Below are 22425 nucleotides of genomic sequence, written 5' to 3'. Positions count from 1 at the left end.
TTATTTTACCTGTTTTTTCGACAAAAAGGAACATGCTCTCCTATGCGGAGGACAAAGAAAAGACCGCGTTCTTCCGGAAGCTTTCGCCTGCGGAAATTGCGGTCTTATGACGATAGACAAACGGAGGAGCAAGACGACCGGAACGGATCCCCGGGCCATCTTCACACACTCTGTCCAATCATTAGATGATATGATGCCGGAATAAATATTCTACAGCGGAACCTGCGAGCCTCATCCACCCGATAGCGGAAACCCACAGCGGTATACTGAGCATCGTTCCTATTACGAGTCCGACGGAAAATCTTCCCTCCATGGCGCCAAGCCTCCTTTTACAGCGATGCCGCTGACAGGTTAATTCCATTATATGATGAAAGCGCTCTATTTTGAATTATTTTTCAGAATTTTATTAAAATTTACCGCTATCTAACGATTTGAATTTGATCCCCCGTTATTTTACAATAAAAGAGGATGTTTTTTTCATTGGCCTGAGCCGTAAGGCTTAGGCTCTTTTTAAAAGAACCTGGCTCCTTTATACGAACAACTTATGTTTAGCACGCTCTACTCTATTACACCGATCCTCTTTTTGCACCTCGTTTGGTCCTTTGCTTTTCTATTGACTACCCGTTGAGTTCCAAGTTCCGATTCCAGTCGATCCGCTGTAAATTTAAACTATTTTAACGATTTTTGGCGTAAACTATAGCTATGGGGTCATTTTCAATCTTGGAGGGAGTTGGATGACAGATGATGTTCCTTAGCCCGACTAGAGGTTCCGTTGCATTGGAGGAAATGGTTAAAATCCTGCACGACTTTGTCCAAGAAGATCAGGAAGCAAGCTATAAATTGGTTATCGGAACGGATTCCCATACGACCCGGCGCAGCACGACGCTCGTCACGGCCGTCATCATTCACCGGATCGGCAAGGGAGCCCGCTTTTTTTATCGGAAACGGAGCAGCCGCCCGCTCTTCGACCTGCGCACGCGCATTTACCGCGAAACCGAGCTCAGCCTGGAGCTGGTCGAGCTGCTGAACCGCAGCGGAATGAACGACCTGACGTCCCGGTGGCCGCTGGAAATTCACATCGACATCGGCCAGCAAGGCGAGACGAAGGTGCTGATTCAAGAAATTTGCGGCTGGGTCACTTCCGTCGGCTACGAAGCGCGGATTAAGCCGATGTCGTTCGGCGCCAGCTCGGTGGCGGACCGATTTGCGGAGTGAGGAACGCAAAAAAGAGGGCTTGGAGAGCCCTTCGGAGTGTTGAGAGAGTGGTCAGGTGAGATAATAGAGGTGTACGTGGGGTGGGGTATCTACTTCCGGTCGCTCTTGTCTGCAGGAAATTTTATATTGGAAGCCGCTTAACAGCGGACATTTCCCGCAGACAAAGGCGAACGCTAGCGCTCCTCCAGTAGATACCCCGCCTATGTATTATCTCTATTTTTGTTTAGACCACATTCCAGACACCTTGGGGCGTGAACGCCCTCTTTTTTGCGTTTATATAATAGTAGATAAAATTCGGTCCAGGTTTGCGACCGAACGGGTAGCGCCGAATTTTTGCTCGTCGTCGCCTTCGTACTCGACGGTCAGCCAGCCGTCGTAGTCCGCTTGACGCAGCCTTGTCATCAGGCTGTTCAGATCGATGCTGCCTTCGCCGGCGATGCGCCCGGCAAACCGGTCGCCGGACAAGGCTTGATATGAACGGCCTTCGTAATGCTCGTCCACGCGGACGAAGTCCTTGAAGTGCACATGGGCGACTTGCGTATGCAGCGTCTCCAGCGCTTCTCCCGGATGCTCGTTCACGAGCAGAAAGTTCCCCGTATCGAACGTGCTGCGCAGGAACGGCGAGTTCACTTCCTGCAAGATGCCGAGCACCTGATCGGCCTTCCCGGCGAATACGCCGTGGTTCTCCAGGCACAGCAGAACGTCCTTCTCCGCAGCGTACCCGGCGGCTTCCCGCAGCCCTTCGATGATCCAGCCTTTGACCTCGTCATAAGAGCTGCCGTCCGGCGGAACGTCGCCGGCGAATACACGAACGATGCAGGTGCCCAGCGTCCGGGCCAAATCGATCGCGCCCATAATCTCGCGAACCTGCTCCGTTCGTTTGACCGGATCGCTATAGGAGAAGTTGTTCGACGCCCCGATTGCGGCTACTTGCAATTGATGGTGGTCGAGCGCAGCGCGGAAGCTTTCCAGCTCCTCCGGCTTCCAATACCGCGTTAGCACCTCGATGCCAGTCGCTTTCGTCTCGAGGGCCACAAATTCAGCCAAATCCGCATGCGACCACTCGCCGCTGTTGAAATAAGAATGAACGCTCCATACGCTCAGCGCAATTTTCATGCTCGTCGCTCCTCTGCTGTTATCCCTCGGGTTTCCATTGTCCTCGTTCGTTATTTATAGCGGCGAATAAAATCGACCGCGAGCCGAATGTCCACTTCTGGCTGTACGCCGACTTCGCGCTCGATCGTCAAATATCCTTGATAACCGATCTCCTGTAGCGCGGCAAAATAAGCGTCGAACGGCACCTTCCCTTCACCGAGCGGCACTTCCTTGAAAATTTCGCCGGATGTGACCATCTGCGCGATTTTGCCATGATCCATCGGCTCGAAGCCGAGCGCGCCGTACACCTCGCGCGGGTCCACCTCGCGGAACCGGATGCCGTCCTTCACATGCGTATGGACGATATAATCCTTAAGCAGCCGCACGCCCTCCACCGGGTCGTCTCCCGTAACCATGACCATGTTCGCCGGATCGAAGTTCACCGAGACGCCGTTCGTACTGAGCGTATCCAAGAAGCTTTTCAGATGAGCGGACCGCTCCGGGCCGGTCTCGATGGCAAAATATGCGCCACAGCTCTTGGCATACTGTCCGAGCGCCTCGCAGGCTGTCTGCATGTTGTGGTATACTTCGCCGCTCGTATCCTCGGGCACAATGCCGATATGGGTCGTTACGATGTTGGTGCCGAGATCGAGCGCCAGATCGAGAATGCGCTTCGACTTCTCGACCTTCGCCGGGTTGGCCGTGCCGTCCTGAAAGCCGTGCCCGCCCAGATCGCCGCAAAGCGCGGAAATTTCAAGCCCCAGCGAAGCGATGTATGCTTTCAACTCGCGTCTGGCCTCCGCCGTCAGTGCCGCCGGGTCCATCTCCCCGCTAACAGCGTAAATCTGTACGCCGTCGGCGCCGACCTCCTTCGCCTTGCGCAGTCCTTCGCGAACCCCGATACCGAAACTGTCGACGATGACGCCGATTTTATTCGTCAATTTCATCTCCGCTCTCCTCCATATTCAGAAGTCCGGTGAACGAAGCGGAGCCGGCGGACCTTTCTTCCACCCGCGTAGCGCGCCCATTCACCGGACTTGGTTTTAGAATTGAATTTCGATGCCTTTTTCGCTCGACTCGTAGATGCCGGAGATAATCTTGGTCAGCTCTACGCCGTCTTCGACCGGACTGATCAGTTCGGCCCGTCCGAGACAGCAGTCGACGAAGGTATTGATTTCGTTCTGGAAGCTTGCCATAAAATCAAAGCTCGCATTGTCGATCTGCGGCGTCACGTTCAAAATCGTATCGTGCTTTTCCGCGACGATCGTAAAGTCTGGCTCGACCTCCGCGCCGCCCCGCTCGCCGAATATTTTCACGGCCACCTCGTTGCTCTTCGCATGCAGCGTAAAGCTGACGTCCACCATCAGCGAAGCGCCGTTCTCGAAACGGATCAAAGCATTCGCCATATCCTCGACGGTGTTTTTGGAAGCGTCGAAGTCCGCGGCCTGATAATAGCTCAAGTTTTGCACGTTCGAGCGGTTGCCGAGCTTCTTGTACGTATTGCCCGTCACCGATTTCACTTTCGGACGGCCCATCAAGTACCAGCACAGATCAATCACATGCACGCCGATATCGAGCAGCGGCCCGCCGCCCGAACGCTCGATGTCCGAGAACCAACCGCCCGGATTGCCGAGGCGCCGCAGATAGGACGCTTTCGCATAATAGATCTCGCCGAGCTCGCCCGCGTCGATGAACTTTTTCAGCACCTTGGTATTCGTCCCGTACCGGCGCACGAAGCCGACCTGCAGCAGCTTGCCGCTCCGGCGAACCGCCGCTTCCACCTCGAGCGCCTTATCGACGGTCGTGCACAGCGGCTTTTCACACAGTACATGCTTGCCCGCTTCGAGCGCCGCGATGCTGATCTCACCATGAGAGTTGTTCCAGGTGCAGATGCTGACCGCTTCCACTTCCGGGTCCGCGAGAAGCTCGCGGTAATCGGTGTACACCTTTTTCGCGCCGAACTTGTCGGCGGCCTGCCGCGCCCGTTCTTCCACCAGGTCGCAGACGGCGACGAGCTCTACTTCGGGATGATTTTGGTACGAAGTTAAATGCATTTCCGAAATTGAACCTGCGCCAATCACAGCTACTTTCAAACCAGCCATGCTGATCCCCCTCTCTCCACCCGGATACTACCACATTTGTCCAAGTCTGTGAATTGCAAATATTTCTCCCCGCATGAGATCAATTTATCCCTTGACCGCCCCGGCCGTCATCCCTTTCATGATCTGCTCCTGGAACAGCAGGTAGACGATAATGGTCGGCAGCACCGCGATCGACATCGCAGCCATCGTCAGCTTGTAGTCGGTCGCATACCCGGTGGCAAAGACGGACAAGCTGAGCGGAATCGTTTTTAAAGCGGGCTTGCTGATAAAGACGAGCGCGAACGCGAAGTCGTTCCAAAACCGCAAAAAGCCAAGAATCGCTATGGTCGACAAGGCTGGCAGGCTGAGCGGCAGCATCATGCGGAAGAAGATGCCCCAATACCCTGTGCCGTCTATCAGCGCGGCTTCCTCAATCTCTTTCGGAATTGCGGTCAAGTACGCCGCGACGACGAAGATCGCAAGCGGCAGCTCAAACGCCGTATAAGGAAACACGAGCGCCGCGTACGTATCAAGCAGCTTGACTTTTTTCATCAGGACAAAGAGCGGCACAAGCGTGCTGTGAATCGGAATGAGCATGCCGAGCAAGAACAAGCCCATGAACAAAGGCTTCAGCTTAAAATCAAAGCGTGCCAGTACATAAGCCGCCAGCGCGCCGAGCACCAGTGTCAAAATCAACGACAAGACGGTAACGATGGTCGAGTTGACAAGCGACGTTCCCATCGCCGATACTTCCCAAGCCCGTACAAAGTTGTCCCACTGCCATACCTCCGGCAAGGAGAACGGCTTGGAGTGAAACTCTTCATTCGTTTTAAAAGAGCTGACGAACAGCCAGAACAGAGGATAAAGCGTAACGAGGGCATAAAGCGTGAGCAGGACATTAATAAGCCCGCGGTTCCATTTTGCCCCGGCTTTGCCCGCGGCGCTTCCCGTTTTTACTGACAAAGCTTGTTCCATGACGGGTCCCTCCTTTCCATTATCGGTAATTGCGTTTCATGAGGTATTGGCTTCCCAAGATCAACAACAGGCTGAGAATAATGATCGCGGTCGAGACGGCGCTGCCGTAGCCGAAGCGGAAGACGTTGAATGTGTTGTTGTACATATACGAAGCGAGCAGCTCGGTCGAGTGCGCCGGTCCTCCGTTTGTCATAACGTAGATCAGGTCGAAGGCCTTCAAGCTGCCCGAGATGCAGAGTACGACGGCAACCTTGATCGTATCCCAAATCATCGGCAGGGTGATCGAGAACAATTTCCGCACCGGCCCGACACCGTCGATTCGCGAAGCGTCGTCAATTTCCGGGGAAATATTTTGCAGCGCGGCGATAAACATAATCATGTACGGCCCGATGTAGTTCCAAATAATCGGGATCATGAGCATATACATGGATATTTTCGGATCGGATAACCATTGCATCTTCCAGGATTCGAGGCCGAGGGCATCGAGCAGGAAGTTCAAAATGCCGATTTGCGGGTGGTAAATGTAGCTCCAAATGATCCCCACGACAACCGAGGAAAGCACCATCGGCATAAATACCGAAGCGCGGATCATCCGCTGAAAGAGCGAGCTGCTTGTAAGCACAAGCGCCAGAATAAGCGCGATCGGAATTTGACCGAACACCGAAGCGGCGACGATCAGCATGTTGTTTTTAAACGAAAGCCAGAAAATCGGGTCGCGGATTACTTCCACATAGTTGTCGAAGCCGATGAACTTCGCAGCCCCGATGCCTTTCCAATCGAAAAAGCCATAATACGCAGACCAGAAAATCGGTATAATCGCGAAAAAGACGAAAATCAGCGTGGCCGGGAGAAGACCTATCGCAATAAACCCTCGAATACGTGCCGCTGCCGTCATGGAATCCCCTCCTTCTTCCGGAACTGGCGATTCCAGCCCCGGTGAAGAGCTGGAATCGCGCGGCCCATCTTATTTTGCGCCGACCGATTTGGCTTGCGCGTCTTGAATTTTCTTCGCTATATCTTCGGGCTTGGCGCCCATGAGCAGCTCCTGCAAGCCGTTGTTCACGACATCGGCTGCGGCCGAGCTCAAGCGTCCGTCATAAACAGGCGTCCGTTTCACGGTGCCTACCATGTTGTGGACTTTGGCGAACAGCGAGGATACCTTGCTTGTGTCGAGATCGACCTTGTAGCTGACGAGCTGGTTGCTTTCCAGCGTCGCCTTCTGCGCTGCCGGGCCGGACATGGCGTAGATCAGCTCGTACGCCGCCTCTTTGCTTGCGCCGGACGTCTTCTTGCTCATGCCGAGACCGGTTCCGACGACGCCGGCAATCGAGTTCGGATCGCCTTTGCCGTTCGGAACGGAAGGCAGCACCGTCACGTCCATGCCGTCCAGCACTTCTTTGGACGCATTGGCCGCAAGGTTCGTCAGCGCCCAGCCGCCGTCGATCATCATCGCCGCTTTGCCTTGCGCGAACATTTGCTCCATCTGCGTGTTGTCGATACTGTTGAAGCCGTCTTGGAACGCGCCGGCTTTGCCAAGCTGCTGCAAGTATGTCAGCGCCTGAACGAATTCCGGATCGGTGAACTTCGCGCCTTTTTGTTCGGCTGCGTTCAGGAACCATTCCGTTCCCGTCACGCGGTCGGCCAAGGAGCTCAAAATACTGGACTGGGCCAGCCAAGCCGCTTTGTTGCCGAGCGCGATCGGCGTTATTTTTTGTTTCTTGAACGTTTCAACCAGGCTTATCATGTCGTCCCACGTTTTTGGCGGCTTGACATTGTGTTTATCGAACATGGCTTTGTTGTAGTATAAAATCGACGTCGGCGACAGCCCCATCGGAGCGGCATAAATGTTGCCGTTCAGCGTGAAATCGTCGAAGGCGCCCGGCAGGAAGCCGTTCTTCCAATCCGCCTTGCTATCCAGCAGCGGGTTGATCGGCTGAAGCAGATCGCCTCCGGCAAATTCCTTGGTCATGACGCCCGGCCACATCACAAACAAGTCTGGCATTTCGTTCGCCGCCGCAACCGTTTTCAAACGGGCTCTGTAACCATCGGGCGGAATGCCCTGAATATCCAATTCCACGTTCGGGTGATCCTTCTTGTACTGCTCCATGATCCCCCGCATCGTTTTGGCACGGAGATCGTCGCCGGTGAAGTTATGCCAGAGCGAAAGCTTTACTTTATCGGACGCTTTTCCTTTATCTCCGCCCGCGCTGCCGCCTGTGCCCGCTTGATCCCCACCCGAGCCGCAGCCGGCGAGAAGCGAAAGCGAGAGGGTCAACAGGACTCCCGTTGTAGCCGCTTTGTTCATCTTACGAACCCTCCTTGTGTATGTGTGTACTGCTTCAGTATAGGGGACAATCCCCGGAATACGTAACGGGAGAGATTTCGGCCTTAGGGTGGAAAAAATTCAGTCTTTGACCGATTGCCTGAATTCCGACGGCGTCTGTCCGGTATGCTTTTTGAACTGCTGGCTGAAATATTTGATGTCCTCATAGCCGACCCGGCCCGCCACTTCGCTGATTTTCGCCTGCGACTCCTGCAAAATTTCCGCGGCCCGCCGCATCCGCTCCCGCGTGACGAATTCGATATAGTTCAGCCCCGTCTCCCGCTTGAACACTTCGCTGAAGTGGTTCGGGTTCAAGTGAACGAATTTGGCTACCTGCTGCAGCGACAAGCTTTGATCCAGATACTCCTTGATGTAGGCGATCGATTTTTGAATATAAGCAAAGGGCTTGTCGGCAATCGCCTCGTGGAACGCCGCCATCACCGAGGACAGCAGCTTGAACACTTCGTCCTCGGCGCGCGAATCGACCTCGAACGTATGGAGGGCCGCCTCCGGCTTCCCGCCGCCCTGCGACCGCTCCAGCCAGCGGTGGCCGGCAATGACCATCGATTGCAGAAACGCCTGCACCGAAGACGGCGTGGCCGCCGGATCTTCGAGCTGCTCCCGCACCTTCCGGTTCACCCAATGCCGCAGGTCGGCCCCGTTGTTGCTCATCAGAATGGCGGCCAGCTCCGACTCCTCCTTCTGGGAGCAGACGGTCCGGCCGCCGCAGCGGTCCGCGATATCCGCGGACGTGTACAGCCCCTCGGCCCCGAGCAGTCCGCGGTACGCAAATACCGTCCCGGCTTCCCGGTAAGAGGCCTGCAGCTCGCCGTACGAAGCAACGGTACGGCCGAGCGCCGCAAACACCGTGCATTTCAGCGTCTGACGTACCCGATCGATAGCCCGCTCCAAGCCGCCGCAGTCCGACACCCGGGCTTCCTCCCGCACGACAAGCACGATGCGGTCGGCCTTCAGCATCGTTACCGCCGGAAGCAGCTCGTAGAGCATATTTTCGGCTGCGCCGAGCAGAAGACCGGCCAGCGCTCCGTCCCCCCAGCCCGTGGCCGCGAGCAGCAGCACTCGCATCGGCGCCAGGGACGATTCGTCCGGCTGCACGCCGTTTTTGCGGAACCAGGCCTGCACCGGCGCGAGAGACGACTCGTCGCCCTGAATCAGCAGCCGGTCCAGCAGTTGGCTGCGCAGCGCCGCCGTTTGTATCGTTTCCTGCTTGGCGTTCTCCCATTTATCCATGATGCGCTGCTTTGCCTTCATCGCCGCTTTAATAATTTCCTCGGGGCGGCTTGTCTTAAGCAGATAGTCGGTCACTCCTTCACGCAGCGCCTGCTGGGCGTACGTAAAATCGTCGTAGCCCGTCAGAATGACGGTTTCCGTGTCCGGGAGCAGCCGCTTCACCTCGTGGGCGAGCTGAATGCCGTCCATTCCCTGCATGCGGATGTCCGTCAGCAAAATATTCGGCTTCTCCACCGGGATGCGCGCCAGCGCCTCCTCGGCGGACGAAGCCGGAGGAAGCAGCGTCAAGCCAAGCTCTTTCCAGTCGATGACGGTACACAGGCCGTTCCTTATGATCACTTCGTCGTCTACGATTAAAATTTTCATGCGGGCTCCTCCAATACCGGAATGCTAAAAGAAACGCGGGTGCCTTTGCCCGGCTCGCTGTCGATCGTCAGCCCCGCTTCGCTGCCGTAATGCAGCAGCAGGCGCTGGTGCACGTTGCGCAAGCCGTAGCTCGTTTTGGCCGCCGGCGCGCCATTCCCCGTCCAAGCAAGCTGCCGGCGAATTTCGCGCAGCTTGTCTGCCTCGATGCCGATGCCCGTATCTTCCACGACAAACTTCATCCGCGCGCCGCTCAGCTCGCCGTGAACATAGACGAAGCCGGGCTGCTGTTTTTTCTGGATGCCGTGGATCAGACTGTTCTCGATCAGCGGCTGGAGCAGCAGCTTAAGCATCGGCTTCTGGAGCATAGCCGGGTCGATATATACCTCCATCTCGAATTGGCCGGGAAAGCGGATCGACTGCACATACGCATAGTTCTGCGCATGCGCGATCTCCTGCTGCACGGGGCAAAACTCCTCGCCCTTGTTCAGGCTGAACCGGAGAAAATCGCTGAGCGCCCCGACCATTTCGGCGATCTGACGGTCCTGATTCATCAAGGCCATCCAATGGATCGAGGATAGCGTATTGTACAAAAAGTGCGGATTGATCTGCGCCTGAAGCGCGAGGATGTCGGCTTCCTTTTTCTTCGCCTCGTTCAGCTGCACCTGCTCCTTCAGCCGCTGAATCCGGTCGCTGAGCTTGTTGTAGCTGTGCAGCAGCAGGCCGACCTCGTCGCTGCTTTTCACCTCGTACGTCGGGATCGGCTCGTCCGGGTTGATGTCCTTCATCGTCTGCGTCATCCGGGTCAACGGCCTCGTCACCCACTGGATGAAATATAGCACCAGTCCGGCGGCCAGCAGCAGCGAGATGCCGACCGCTACCGCGGTAACCGTCAGTACATAGACGTTCTGCGCCGTATAGATTTCGGTCGGGATGAAACCGACCAGCTTCCAGTTCAGGCTCGGTAGCGTGTAGTACAAAATCGTTTTTTGCCCGTCGCCTTGGCCGTAATTGAGCACGCCGCTCGCCTCCGCCATCGGCCCGATGTCCGGGAACGGCTCGCTGACCGGACGGTTCAGCCACGCGGACTCGCCGCCGGATAAAATCCGGTTGTTCGCGTCCAGCAGCAGCACGAAGCCTTTGGCTTCCCAGCCGGACTCCTGCAAGTAGCGGGCAATTTCCGCTTCGTCCAAGCTGATGGACAGCTCGCCGAGCGGCTTGAAGTTGTTCACGTTGCGGATCGGACGGACAAGGGAGACGACCTTCTTCAGCCCTTCCGTCGTCCGATTCTCGTACAGCGGGGTCCACCACTTGGTGCTGTTGCGGTAAATTTCCTCATGTTTGCGGAGCACGTCCGGCAGGCCCGAATAAAGCACCGTCGTGTTCGATAGCGGCGGATAGCCGTTGGCCGAATTGATCGTGATGTTGGAAATGTATTTTTTGGAAAAGGCCAGGTTGGTCAAAAAGCCGACGTTCAGCGTATAGCGGGCCACGTCCTCCCGATCGTTGTCCAGATACGCCTGAACCTCCCGCTGGCCGATAATAAACAAGGACATGTTCTCGACGTCCTGTATAACGAACTCCAGCTTGTCCGCAATTTGACGCAGCGTGTTCATGCCCGATTGCTTCGCCTTCTCCTCCGTGGCGGAGGTCGCTATATTGTACGAAACCGCTCCCGTGGCGAGCAGCGGCAGGACAATCGCAATCAGCAGCAGCAGGGACAGCTTGTGTTTGAGCGACTTGGACAGCCACCGTTTCATTGTGTTGTTCCCCCGTTTAGTTTGGAAATGGAGTTGTAAGCGTTGCGATGCCTTAATACTAGCACATTTCCAGGGGGAATCTAACATACTTTTTTTCAACCAAAAAAACTTTTTGTTTGATTTCACGCTGGATTATGTTAGTATCTTTCTCAGAATGACCCGGGGACCATTCAGCCCCCGGAAACGACCGGTCTGAAGAGGGGAATTTCGGCTCAAATCAGGGCGGTGATCTTATGCTTATCAGAATATTCGAAATATTATGGGAGTGAGTGAGACGATGAACGATCGACTGGATACCCCCAGCGTAATCATCGACACGGACGTCATGGAGCGCAACATCCGTTCCATGGCCGACTCGGCCAAAAGGCTCGGCATCGCGCTGCGGCCCCATGCCAAGACGCACAAAATGCCATGGGTCGCGCAGAAGCAACTGGACGCCGGCGCGGTAGGCATCACCGTCGCGAAAGTGTCCGAAGCGGAAGTGATGGCGGAGCATGGCATCATGAACATTTTTATCGCTTATCCCCTCGTCACCCCGGCCAAAATCGAACGTGCGGTACGGCTCAGCGGGCAAATCGAGCTGATCGTCGGCGTCGACAGTCTGGACGGGGCCAAGCTGTTGTCCCAAGCCGCCCTTGAGGCCGGACGCGAGCTGCAGGTCCGCCTGGAGATCGATACCGGTCTGCGTCGGACAGGCGTACCGTACGACCAAGCGGAAGCGCTCGCGTCCGCCATCTACGCGATGGAAGGTCTGCGCCTGACGGGCATCTACACGTTCCGCGGGGCGCTGCTCGGCGGCAAGCCGACGCTCGACCTGCAAGCGGCTGGCACTGAGGAAGGCCGGCTGATGGCCGAGCTCGCGGACCGCATTCGCGCGCAGGGCGTGCCGATCGCTGACGTCAGCGTCGGCTCCACGCCAACAGGCCTTCAGGCTGCGGTGGCCAAAGGCGTAACCGAAATCCGGCCGGGCACGTACGTGTTCCAGGACCGGATGCAGGCCCGCCTCGGCGTCTGCTCGCTCGGCGATTGCGCCGGCGCCGTCCGCGTGACGGTCGTCAGCAGGCCGGCCGCCGATCTGGCCGTGGTCGACGGAGGAAGCAAGACGTTCGCCACCGACGTGCAGCCGAATACGGACCCGATGCAGCTGCAAGGCTTCGGGCACGTTGTCGAGCTGGAGGACGCGGTGCTGGAACGGATGTCGGAGGAGCACGGCATGCTGCGTCTCGGTCCCGTTGCCCAAGCTTCCGGCCTGAAGGCCGGCGATGTGCTGCACATCATCCCGAATCATATTTGCAGCACGGTCAATCTGCATGACAAGGTGTATTTCAAGAACGGCGACAACTATGAGGAGCGGGCCGTTCTGGCGCGCGGCAAGCTGCAGTAAGCGGGGAGGGCTCGAAATCATGCTGGATCTTATCATTCGTAACGGACGTATTGCGGACGGCACCGGAAATCCTTGGTTTTTCGGCGACGTTGGTGTGAAAGACGGGCGGATCGCCGCCGTCGGCCGGGTGGAGCAGGAAGCGAGAAGCGTCATCGACGCGCACCGCCAAGTCATCGCTCCCGGGTTTATCGACGGACATTGCCACTCCGACCTGATGATTTTCGATCATCCGCACAGCGAGATCAAAATCCGTCAGGGCGTGACGACGGAAGTCGTCGGCAACTGCGGACTCGCGCCCGCTCCCTTCGTGAAGGAGCGCGCAGAGCTGCTGCAGAGCTACGTCCAGCCGGTGCTGGGCAAGACGGACTGGGCTTGGCCCTGGGAAACCGTTGAGCAGTACATGGAGCATCTGGCCCGTTCCGGCCCTTCGGAGAACGTCGCCACCTACGTCGCGCACGGCGCGCTGCGCATCGCCGTCATGGGCTTTGCGAACCGCCCGGCCGCGCCGCACGAGCTGGAGCGCATGAAGCTGATGCTGGAGGAAGGGCTGCGGGCCGGCGCCATCGGGCTGTCCATCGGCCTGCTGTACGCCCCCGGCAGCTATACGGCCAAGGAAGAAATCGCGGAGCTGTGCTCCATCCTGCCGAAGTACGACGGGCTGTTCTCCACGCACATCCGCGGCGAAGGCAACAATCTGATTCCTTCCGTCAAGGAAGTGATCTGGATTGCCGAGAAAGCCGGCGTGCCGCTGCATATCAGCCACTTGAAGGCAGCCGGCAAGCGCAACTGGGGCAAGGTGCTGGAGGCGCTGGAGCTGATCGAGGACGCTCGGGCCCGCGGCATGGACGTGACCTGCGACGTGTACCCTTACCACGCGGGCTCCACGACGCTGACGACCGTCCTTCCGCCATGGGTGCTCGAAGGCGGTATCGAAGGCACGCTGGAAGCGTTCCGCGATCCTTCGCTGCGCGCCCGCATCCGCGAGGAGCTCGGCCGCGAGCAGGATGATTGGGACAACCTCGTCTGCTCCACCGGCTGGCAGAGCGTCGTCATCTCGGCGGTACATACCGAGAAAAACCGGCATCTGGAAGGCAAGCATATCGCGGAAATCAGCGAGGAGCGCGGCCAGCATCCGGCGGATTGCATGATGGACCTGCTGCTGGAAGAGGAAGGACGCATCTCGATCGTGTACTTCCATATGTCGGACGACGACGTCTCGCAGGTGGTCCGCTATGAAAAATCGCTGATCGCTTCCGACAGCTTGACCTGCGAAACCGGCAAGCCGCATCCCCGGCTATACGGCACGTTCCCTCGCGTCTTCGCCAAATACGTGCGCGACCAGCGCGTGCTGTCGCTGGAGGAGGCGGTCCGCAAGCTGACGTCGTTCCCGGCGCAGCGCTTCAAGCTGGGCAAGCGCGGACTGATCGTTCCGGGCTATGCCGCCGATCTGACCGTCTTCAATCCGGATACGATCCAGGATCTAGCCACGTTCGAAGAGCCGAGACAGTATCCGAGCGGCATCTCGCACGTCATTGTGGCGGGAAAAACAACGCTCACCGGCGATCAACATACGCATGCCCGCGAAGGCGGACTTATTCGTGCAGCGTCGTGCTGCGCCCATTAATTTAATGAAACTATCGGAGGTATCCTATTCATGTCCCAAATCGAACAACGTTTACAAGAACTCGGCATTATTTTGCCCCCATCCCCGGAGCCGCGCTTTACGTACATTCCGTGCAACCGGACAGGCAACCTGCTGTATTTGTCCGGACAAGATTGCCGCATTAACGGCGAATTGATGTACGAAGGCAAGCTGGGCAAGGACGTGACGATCGAGCAAGGCCAAGAAGCGGCCCGCCAAACGATCATCAACTGCCTGGCCGTGCTGAAAGGCTACCTGGGCGACCTCGACCGCGTGGTCAAAATCGTCAAGCTGCTCGGCTTCGTCAACAGCACGCCGGGCTTCGGCGACCAGCCGTATGTTATGAACGGCGCATCCAACCTGCTCGTCGACGTCTTCGGCGAGAACGGCAAGCACGCCCGCTCCGCGATCGGCACGAGCGACCTTCCGTTCCACACACCGGTAGAAATCGAGCTGATTGTGGAAATCCGCGACTAAGCGAAGCGAAAACGTAGACGGTCGGCTTAAATTTAGAAGCACCTCCGGCACCGGAATCCCCGAGTGCTAGAGGTGCTTTTTATATGCTGAACCTTACCCGTTAAGCTGCCGGTTCACCAACTCCAGGAGCTTGCCCCGCTCCTCCTCCGTGATGCTCTCCACAAGCCGGGCGGCCGCAAGCGGCAGCAGCCACGCCTCGATCGACTCCATCGTGCTGCCGGTAAGCCGTATGTATTCCTTCAGGTACGTCCTGCACAACTGCCGGCGCAGCGCGGTAAACAGCAGCTTTACCGGCTTCGGCATCCCCGGCGGAAGCGACGCATAGTCCAAAACGAGCCGCGTTCGGGCCGCATCGCCATCCGGATGGCCGCTCATGCCCGTCATCCAGTCGATACTGACCGGACCTTGAGCGGTCATCATCATATTTTCGGGATGCAGGTCCCCGTGACACAGCCTGACCTCTTCGGGCAGCCGGTTCAACCGCTCGATTACCCGGGCCTTGGTCTCCTCGGACAGCAAGGACGTTTCGCGGATGCGGCGTTCCAGCATCTCCTTCTGCTTCGGAAGCCCCGGAGCCTCGCGGCGGTGAATTTCCGCGTGCAGCACAGCGAGCTGCCTCGCAGCTTGAGCAATGCGCCAAGGCTTCGTTGCAATCACCTGCGTCAAAGTCGGACCCGCCACCCGTTCGTAGACGATTCCCCTTTTTCCCTCGGCTTCCTCGATTCCGTAAACCGCGGGCACCGGCAGTCCGAGCCCCGCCACTTGGCGGCTGATCCGCCATTCGTATTCCATCAAGTCTCCGGTGTGGGGCCGGAATACTTTGATAATTTTATCGCTCCCACATTCAAATACTTCTGCCGTATATCCTTGTCCGATGCGCTTCCCCAGCTTCATGATGACGACTTCCCCTTCTCTAGGCCCGGTTGTGCCGGGGCGATGTAACTAAACTTGAAATTCGTTCCCGGAACCGATATAACTGACTATAGACGTTTTTATCCGGAAGCTGCTTCAGCTTTACCCGAGGGAGACCCTGCTATGATCAAAAAAGTTTTGGCTGCTCTGCTGCTTGCCGCGATCTTGATCGGCGCGCTTGACGCCTGGTCGTATAAAGACGCGCTGCGCTACCGCGACCAAGTGGCCGTCCTGATGTACCATCATGTCCATGATACGGACCAAAGCTCGAGCACCGTCTCCACCGCTTTGTTTCGCGATCAGCTCAATTATTTGAAATCGAAAGGCTATCATTTCATTTCGCTCGACGAATTCAAGCAATTTTACGATGGCGGTTCCGTGCCGGACAAAGCGGTGCTCGTAACCTTTGACGACGGCTATAAAAGCTTCTACGATTACGCGTATCCGATCCTGAAAGAGCTTGACGTGCCGGCCGTTAATTTCGTCGTGACGAAGGATTTGGACGACCCGCTGGCCCCGTCCATTCCGGCGCTGTCCCGCGACCAGATCCGGCAAATGCTGACCGAACGGCCTGGACGGTACGATTTTCAATGCCACTCGAACAATCTGCATTTCAAAGAAGGGAAGACGGCGGCGATTACCGGACCGCTTACGCGGGAAGACGGCGCGCCGGAAACGCCCGAGCAGGCCGTCGCCCGGGTGGCGGCGGACACGAAAGCCTGCGCGCAGCGGCTAAACGAGCTGTATGGCAGCGATCATGCGGCAGACAGCTACGCATACCCGTTCGGCATCCATTCCAAGACGGCGCAAGATCTTCTTACGCAAGCTGGCTTTCGTTACGCCTTCACCATTGTGAACGAGATGGCGACCCGCGCCAACCCGAAGCTGGAAATTCCGCGCATTAACGCGGGCAATCCTGCGATCCGGCCGGAGCTGCTGGACAAGCAGATCATGCTGCGCGTCGAAAGCGTCAAGCCTTTTCCCTGAACTGAATGCTCGCTATTACGCGATGCGGGACTCCTTGAAGACCTGTCAGGTCCGAACGGAGTCCCGTTTTCATTTTTATCAACCGAGTCCGAATAACTCTGCGACCAGTTCGTACGAACGCAGCCGGGCTTGGAAATCGTACGTATAGGTCAGCACGATCAATTCTTCTACCCCGTAGCCCTTGCTGAACTCAAGCATCTGCGTCCTCACCTTCTCCGGCCCGCCGACGATCATCCGTCTCCGGTTCGCCTGAATTCGCATGCGGTCCCAGTCGGTGTACGGGTAACCGGCCGCTTCTTCCGGCGTTGGGAAGGAACGGCGGAACTGCCCCTGCTCCAGCAGCAAGAGGCGCAAATCGGTCGAAGAAGCCAGCCGCTCCGCTTCCTCGTCCGTGTCGGCGCAGATGACGATCACGCATACGTTCGCCTGAGGAGACGCACCGAGCGGGCCGGGCCGGTAATTGGCAAAATACCGCCGTACCGTCTCGTGTCCGCCGTCGCCGTTAATGAAATGGGCGAACGAGAACGCCCCGCCCAGCTCCGAGGCCCGGTCTGCGCTGAAGCCGCTGGAGCCGAGCAGCCAAAGCTCCGGCGCCGTATCGACGAGCGGCGTCGCCCGCACGCCTTCGAAGCGGTGTCCCGGCTCCATCCAGTCGGATAGAAAGCCTCCAAGATCGCGGAGCATTACCGCGAAATGCTCTTCCCGCTCCTTCGGCCGGCCGTACCGCAGCGCCTCTGAGACAATCGGCATGCCGCCGGGCGCCCTTCCGATGCCAAGATCGATTCGTCCCGGATACAGCGCCTCGAGCACCCGGAAATTTTCCGCGACTTTATACGGGCTGTAGTGAGGCAGCAGCACGCCGGCCGAGCCTACCCGAATCCGCGACGTATGCGCGGCAATGGCTGCGATCAAAATCTCCGGAGAAGAACCGGCGAGACCTGGCGTGTCATGATGCTCGGACACCCAGTACCGCGTATAACCAAGCCGTTCAACCGTCTTGGCAAGCTCTAACGTGCGCGCCATCGCGTCTGCCGCCGTTTCTCCCGGAATGATCGGCGATTGATCCAAAACGCCCAGCTTTAACATTCGAATCCTCCATTCCCCTCCTCTTATGACGTTCGGACGCGTTCATGAAGCCGGAGGAGGCCACTTATTTCTCCATTCATTATACGCCTGGAAATCTGGTTGCGCACTCTTACCCGTTCCTCGTCGCCTTCTTTCGATCCGGGATTCACAACTTGTTGGAAAACGGACAAGGAAAATTCCCAAAAAGGGTTGAAATTCCAGTGCGTTCTGTTATACAATTCAATTGATAAAGATTCTCATTATCATCGTTATTGTCATTGTGCCCATGCCGGCACTTGTTGAATAGTATTTCCTGCCTCGGAGTTCAGCTAAATTTTAAGGGAGTGGTTGGGTTGGAACGGTTATATACGGAACGGTTGGATATTGCCTACGGGGAACGGTCCATTGTGCAAAATTTAAATATTAGCATCCCATCGGGAAAAATTACGGCGCTGGTCGGCGCGAACGGGTCCGGTAAATCGACGATCCTGAAAGCGATGGCCCGTATGATGAAGCCGAAGCAAGGCAGCGTCTTCCTGGACGGAAAGTCGATCCATCAGCAATCGACCAAGGATGTAGCCAAGCAGCTCGCCATTTTGCCGCAAAACCCGACGGCCCCGGACGGATTGACCGTCTCCGAACTCGTCACCTACGGCCGCTTCCCCCATCAGAAAGGATTCGGCTCTCTGACCAAGGAAGATCGCGAGATCGTACGCTGGTCGATTGCCATGACCGGTATGGAGGAATTTTATGACCGTCCCGTCGACCAATTGTCCGGCGGGCAGCGTCAGCGCGCGTGGATTGCCATGGCGCTTGCGCAAGGAACCGACATTCTGTTCCTTGACGAGCCTACAACGTTCCTCGATATGGCTCACCAGCTTGAAGTGCTCAAGCTGCTGGAAAAACTAAACCTCGAAGAGCGTCGCACCATCGTGATGGTCGTTCATGATTTGAATCATGCGACCCGCTATGCGCACCATATGGTGGCGATCAAACGCGGAACGGTAGCAGCGGTAGGCAGTCCGGCGGAAGTAATGACACCGGAGATGCTGCAGAATGTCTTCGGCATCGAAGCGGACATTGTACCGGACCCCCGCACCGGTGTTCCGCTGTGCATTCCGTACGAGCTGGCGGGCCACAGCCGGCCGGTTCAGGTCGCTGCTGCCTCCCCTGTCGCCAGACGCCCCGAAGCACGGGAGCTTGTTGCGGCTGCCAAATAGAACTGGGAACCGCCGTTTGCTGCATTTACCGGATTTTTCAGGACTCCTTCATTTTGAGGGGTCCTTTTTTGTTGCTGCCTTCTTGTCGGAAGAAACATTTTCCATAGTTTTTTCGTTTAACTTAATATCACAAGCGTTCGGAACGATTGTATTCCCGAGCGAAGGAGGGAACGCGAAATGAGCAGGCGCCAACGGCTTGCTGTCGCTTTATTGCTCATCACGAGCACCATTATTTTGAATTGGTCCTATCCGGATGCCAAAGCGCTCGGAGCGCGGCTTTTTCAATGGGTCGGGCTGCCCGTATGGTCGCGAGGCGCCAGCGGCTTGAACTACGTCGGCATCACCTCGCTGCTGCTGCTGTTCGCTGGCCTATTCACGCTTAGAACCGCGCTGCAGCGCCACGCAAGAAAGATCACCCTGCTCGCTTTAATTTTGTCCTTCTGGCTGCCCTCCCAACTGGTTGTAGCCTACCAAAGTGTATGGGCCAAAGGCATCTATGCCTTGGAATACGTCAAGGACGAGAGCAACTGCAACTACAAAAAAGAAGACGACCAGGTCACCGGTACTTGTTCGCTTACCTTCGTTAACCATAGCGGTCAAGATATCCAATTCACCGCTTCCATCCGCAATCAGCGGTATCTCGTCGGCTCGTTCTTGGAATCGCTTGACATCCTTGGGGATCAAACTTTGACCATGCCTCCCAGGCAGAAAAAGACGATCAACGTAGCTTTCACCAAAACGGTTGCCGATGCCCGCACTCCTGCCAATGGCAGTTTCTACGGAATGGATTTGGCGGTGAAGAGCGGCGAAGAGGAAAGAGATTTATAAACAAGCGTTTCGGTGCCTTCGATGCCAAAAAGCCGCATCGCCCTTGCTGGCAAGGGGGTGCGGCTTCGTTTTTTATGAAGCAGGCTTGTGGTCCGGTCTGCGATTGCCTGCTCTATTCCGGCTTAGCGATTGTCGACCTTCTCCGGGTACAGGTCATGATTCAGCAGCCGGTGCTCGGCCATCTGTTCATATTTCGTCCCCGGGCGTCCGTAGTTACAGTAAGGATCGATGGAAATGCCTCCGCGTGGGGTAAATTTCCCCCACACTTCAATGTACTTGGGGTCCATTAGCTTGATCAGATCGTTCATGATGATGTTCATGCAATCCTCGTGGAAATCGCCATGATTGCGGAAGCTGAACAAATACAGCTTGAGCGATTTGCTCTCGACCATTTTGAGGTCAGGAATGTAGCTGATATAAATAGTCGCGAAGTCCGGCTGGCCGGTAATCGGGCAGAGACTGGTAAATTCCGGGCAATTGAATTTGACAAAATAATCGCGGTACGGATGCTTGTTATCGAACGATTCGAGCATCTCCGGCGCATAGTTCATCGGATATTTCGTTTGCTGGTTGCCGAGCAGCGTCAAGTCGAGCTCGCCTTCTTTTCTTCCTGCCATGGTGTGCTTGGCTCCTTTCTCTTCTTAAACCTTTATTATAGCCGATCTATGAGCTAAAGGTAAGATTTTGTGAGAAAAAGGAAGGTACTCCAAGCGCCTCCGCCAATGGCCGGACAGCAGCCGTAACCGGGCCGTCGGTCATTTGAGCCTGTGCTTCTGTTCCCAGCAGCGATTGATTCACCTTCACTTGGATGGTACCCTCGGCCAGTACGGCAGGTTGAACGCACAACAGCGCCACGACAAAAATTGCAAAACCTCTTGAAGATTTCGGAATAAGATGGTAATATAACAACGAATGATGAGCGGAAGAACCGCCTTATCCATGCTTTAATGGGTAGGGCGGTTTTTGTGTTTTAGCGCAAGAAAAATCTGTAAATTAAGCACGGTCATGGTACAATAGACCTAGTCCTTTTGGATCTGGAAATCCATAACTTTGAATTCACTCGAAAGGAAGATTTTTGATGAAACGAGTTGTCCCTTTAGTCGTATCCATGATGTTAATGAGCGCCTGCAGCCCCAATGCCAATACGCTGGTTGCCGCAGAGCAGCCGAAATCGGCTGTGGAGTCAAAAGCAGTTGTGTCTTTAAGCGATATTTCCGGGCATTGGGCGGAGTCTGATATTAAGGCAATTGTAGCAGCCGGTTACGTCGACGGTTACCCGGACGGTTCGTTCAAGCCGGACCACACCGTTACGCGAGCGGAATTTATCACCATGACGGCAAAAGCAGCCGGTTTGAAGCCCGTACCGGGCGGCGATAACAAGGAGTGGTATGCTCCTTATGTCGCAGCGCTTGTGCAAGCCGGAATACACCAATACAAGGACTTTTCTTCCGGTGACTGGAACACGCCTATTACCCGGATGGAAATGGCCCGCCTCGCTGTCCGGGTATTGGACAAATCGCTGCAGTCGCCTGAGGACAGCACCGATGCGAAGAAGCTTATGTTTTTGGCGACGCAGAAGGGGTTGATTACGGGCATGGCCGACGGTCAACTCGGTAAAGAAGAATCGGCCACGAGGGCGCAATCCGTGAAAATCATTCAGCGGATTTTGGACGTGAGCCAAGGCAAGAAGCTCGAAGTAGATAAGCGTGCGGCCAGCTATGCGGAAGTGGAGTTGACGGGGAGTAACGTGCAGACGATGTGGGGTAGTCATGTGGTGGAGCTGCCATATAAAATGCCATTGCAGAATACGAAAGCAACGGTGAAAGTGCATCAGATTTTGATTATGGATTTGAAGGAGGGAGATGGGGCTTTTAGGTCGATGTTTGATGGTCGATTGAGGAAAGTGAGCGGTAAACCAATTGGAGATGAGTACTTAGTCGCGTTGAAAATAGAAATCACCAATGAAACAGGCTCTCCTTTAGGATACGGATTATTTGGTGAATTAGCCCCATTTACAGGAGTGAGAGTATCTATAAATGATAAGGATGGTCAAGTGGATAGAAAATTTTATCTTCCACAAATTGGAGTTGATATAGATCATTCGGAAGGGTGGTATCTTTTCGTCGTTCCTAGAGAAGAAGTAGAGAAGGAATTCAAAGAATACGGTTTTGTATATCTTAGGTTAAATGAAAATAATGGAGCTACTATTAATCTTCATAAAAAAGAACAGTAGAGGAAGGAGGCTGCAATGCTTATAAAAAAGCAACGAAAAAAAATCGTTGCGGCAGCCATAATCTTCTTTTTAGGATTTTCAATGTTTATGTTTCTATTACCAAATCACATCATGGCCGCCATCAACTTTAAAACGTTTAAGCCGACCTCAACCTTAATGAACTTTTCCGTACCCTTAAATTCAGGCACTCAAATTATTGACAAGGTCGATGTATACATGCAAGACGCAAACGGCGTAGAAAAAAAGATAAATTCGAATGTCTTCGAAGTGACCAATGATCAACTTATGTTAAAAAATATAACTGAAGGTGTCCCCGTTCCACTGTATGGTAAACGATATACAAATCCCGGTCACATCATTTGGCGGGACCCCAGTGGAAAGTATTGGGATACGGAAGGTGAAAGAACAAAGCATTATCAATTTCCGGGGAGTTGCAACAGTTCATCGGATGCAGCTCCTTCTCCTTGCCCAGGATTATTTCCAAGTGATGCGATGCTTTATCCATCAGGTGAATATGTTCTTTTTAACGAAACTGATTTACGAAAATGGGACGGATCTGCGGTAACGACTGCATACAAAGTTGAGCCCCCTCAAGATTTTTATTTTAAAGAAAA

20 protein-coding genes are annotated in these 22425 nt (G+C 55.6%); 8 read left to right on the top strand and 12 right to left on the bottom strand.

The window, feature by feature from the left end; all coding sequences use genetic code 11:
• Positions 1 to 181: 181 nt before the first annotated feature.
• A complete protein-coding gene (locus QMG93_RS24060; RefSeq protein WP_281940989.1) occupies positions 182 to 313 on the bottom strand; it encodes a hypothetical protein in 132 nt (43 codons plus the stop codon).
• A 428-nt stretch (positions 314 to 741) separates the two neighbouring features.
• Between QMG93_RS24060 and QMG93_RS24055 the strand changes: the two genes are divergently transcribed.
• Positions 742 to 1215: a ribonuclease H-like YkuK family protein gene (locus QMG93_RS24055; protein ID WP_281940987.1), complete on the top strand. Its 474-nt coding sequence runs from the start codon at positions 742 to 744 to the stop codon at positions 1213 to 1215.
• Positions 1216 to 1488: 273 nt separating this feature from the next.
• Here the strand turns inward: QMG93_RS24055 and QMG93_RS24050 are convergent, their stop codons facing one another.
• From QMG93_RS24050 to QMG93_RS24015, 8 genes are all read right to left on the bottom strand, one after another.
• Positions 1489 to 2331 (bottom strand): sugar phosphate isomerase/epimerase family protein, encoded by an 843-nt coding sequence (locus tag QMG93_RS24050; protein ID WP_281940985.1) that lies wholly within the window; start codon positions 2329 to 2331, stop codon positions 1489 to 1491.
• A gap of 50 nt (positions 2332 to 2381) precedes the next feature.
• Positions 2382 to 3257 carry a sugar phosphate isomerase/epimerase family protein gene (locus QMG93_RS24045; RefSeq protein WP_281940983.1) on the bottom strand — a complete coding sequence of 292 codons (876 nt, stop codon included), beginning with the start codon at positions 3255 to 3257 and terminating at the stop codon, positions 2382 to 2384.
• 96 nt (positions 3258 to 3353) lie between these two features.
• Positions 3354 to 4412 (bottom strand): Gfo/Idh/MocA family protein, encoded by a 1059-nt coding sequence (locus QMG93_RS24040; protein WP_281940981.1) that lies wholly within the window; start codon positions 4410 to 4412, stop codon positions 3354 to 3356.
• Positions 4413 to 4496: 84 nt separating this feature from the next.
• Complete coding sequence (locus QMG93_RS24035) at positions 4497 to 5366, bottom strand: carbohydrate ABC transporter permease (protein ID WP_281940979.1); 870 nt, start codon at positions 5364 to 5366, stop codon at positions 4497 to 4499.
• 19 nt (positions 5367 to 5385) lie between these two features.
• On the bottom strand, positions 5386 to 6261 hold the full coding sequence (locus QMG93_RS24030; RefSeq protein ID WP_216795123.1) for a carbohydrate ABC transporter permease: 876 nt from the start codon (positions 6259 to 6261) through the stop codon (positions 5386 to 5388).
• A 69-nt stretch (positions 6262 to 6330) separates the two neighbouring features.
• Positions 6331 to 7671, bottom strand: a complete 1341-nt coding sequence (locus QMG93_RS24025; protein WP_281940977.1) for an extracellular solute-binding protein — start codon at positions 7669 to 7671, stop codon at positions 6331 to 6333.
• Between the two features lie 99 nt (positions 7672 to 7770).
• Positions 7771 to 9306, bottom strand: a complete 1536-nt coding sequence (locus QMG93_RS24020) for a helix-turn-helix domain-containing protein (RefSeq protein WP_281940975.1) — start codon at positions 9304 to 9306, stop codon at positions 7771 to 7773.
• On the bottom strand, positions 9303 to 11063 hold the full coding sequence (locus tag QMG93_RS24015; RefSeq protein ID WP_281940973.1) for a sensor histidine kinase: 1761 nt from the start codon (positions 11061 to 11063) through the stop codon (positions 9303 to 9305). The genes QMG93_RS24020 and QMG93_RS24015 overlap by 4 nt, the downstream gene beginning before the upstream one ends.
• 277 nt (positions 11064 to 11340) lie before the next feature.
• Between QMG93_RS24015 and QMG93_RS24010 the strand changes: the two genes are divergently transcribed.
• The 3 genes from QMG93_RS24010 to QMG93_RS24000 are packed head-to-tail and all read left to right on the top strand — an operon-like array spanning position 11341 to position 14566.
• The gene (locus QMG93_RS24010) at positions 11341 to 12447 is read left to right on the top strand and encodes an alanine racemase (protein WP_281940971.1); all 1107 of its coding nucleotides are present in this window, start codon (positions 11341 to 11343) and stop codon (positions 12445 to 12447) included.
• Positions 12448 to 12466: 19 nt separating this feature from the next.
• Complete coding sequence (locus QMG93_RS24005) at positions 12467 to 14071, top strand: N-acyl-D-amino-acid deacylase family protein (RefSeq protein ID WP_281940970.1); 1605 nt, start codon at positions 12467 to 12469, stop codon at positions 14069 to 14071.
• A 30-nt stretch (positions 14072 to 14101) separates the two neighbouring features.
• Entirely contained in the window at positions 14102 to 14566 is a 465-nt protein-coding gene (locus QMG93_RS24000; protein ID WP_281940968.1) for a RidA family protein, read from the top strand.
• Positions 14567 to 14659: 93 nt separating this feature from the next.
• Here the strand turns inward: QMG93_RS24000 and QMG93_RS23995 are convergent, their stop codons facing one another.
• A complete protein-coding gene (locus QMG93_RS23995) occupies positions 14660 to 15460 on the bottom strand; it encodes a phosphotransferase family protein (RefSeq protein WP_281940966.1) in 801 nt (266 codons plus the stop codon).
• 141 nt (positions 15461 to 15601) lie between these two features.
• Here QMG93_RS23995 and QMG93_RS23990 point away from each other — a divergent pair, with 141 nt between their 5' ends.
• Positions 15602 to 16465 (top strand): polysaccharide deacetylase family protein, encoded by an 864-nt coding sequence (locus tag QMG93_RS23990; protein WP_281940964.1) that lies wholly within the window; start codon positions 15602 to 15604, stop codon positions 16463 to 16465.
• 78 nt (positions 16466 to 16543) lie between these two features.
• Here QMG93_RS23990 and QMG93_RS23985 read toward each other — a convergent pair whose 3' ends face one another.
• Positions 16544 to 17551, bottom strand: a complete 1008-nt coding sequence (locus tag QMG93_RS23985) for an LLM class flavin-dependent oxidoreductase (RefSeq protein WP_281940962.1) — start codon at positions 17549 to 17551, stop codon at positions 16544 to 16546.
• Between the two features lie 332 nt (positions 17552 to 17883).
• Here QMG93_RS23985 and QMG93_RS23980 point away from each other — a divergent pair, with 332 nt between their 5' ends.
• A complete protein-coding gene (locus tag QMG93_RS23980) occupies positions 17884 to 18750 on the top strand; it encodes an ABC transporter ATP-binding protein (RefSeq protein WP_281940960.1) in 867 nt (288 codons plus the stop codon).
• 177 nt (positions 18751 to 18927) lie between these two features.
• Complete coding sequence (locus tag QMG93_RS23975; RefSeq protein WP_281940958.1) at positions 18928 to 19578, top strand: hypothetical protein; 651 nt, start codon at positions 18928 to 18930, stop codon at positions 19576 to 19578.
• 122 nt (positions 19579 to 19700) lie between these two features.
• Here QMG93_RS23975 and queF read toward each other — a convergent pair whose 3' ends face one another.
• Complete coding sequence (gene queF / locus QMG93_RS23970; RefSeq protein ID WP_054973159.1) at positions 19701 to 20195, bottom strand: preQ(1) synthase; 495 nt, start codon at positions 20193 to 20195, stop codon at positions 19701 to 19703.
• Positions 20196 to 20656: 461 nt separating this feature from the next.
• On the opposite strand from queF, the gene QMG93_RS23965 reads away from it, so the two are divergent.
• A complete protein-coding gene (locus QMG93_RS23965; protein WP_281940954.1) occupies positions 20657 to 21811 on the top strand; it encodes an S-layer homology domain-containing protein in 1155 nt (384 codons plus the stop codon).
• Positions 21812 to 22425 lie beyond the last annotated feature (614 nt).

It is taken from the genome of Paenibacillus tyrphae, from assembly GCF_027925525.1.
Taxonomy (GTDB): Bacteria; Bacillota; Bacilli; order Paenibacillales; family NBRC-103111; genus Paenibacillus_G; species Paenibacillus_G tyrfis_B.
The sequence above is the reverse complement of the archived record's forward strand: the minus strand, read 5'-3'. Positions and strand labels throughout refer to the sequence as shown.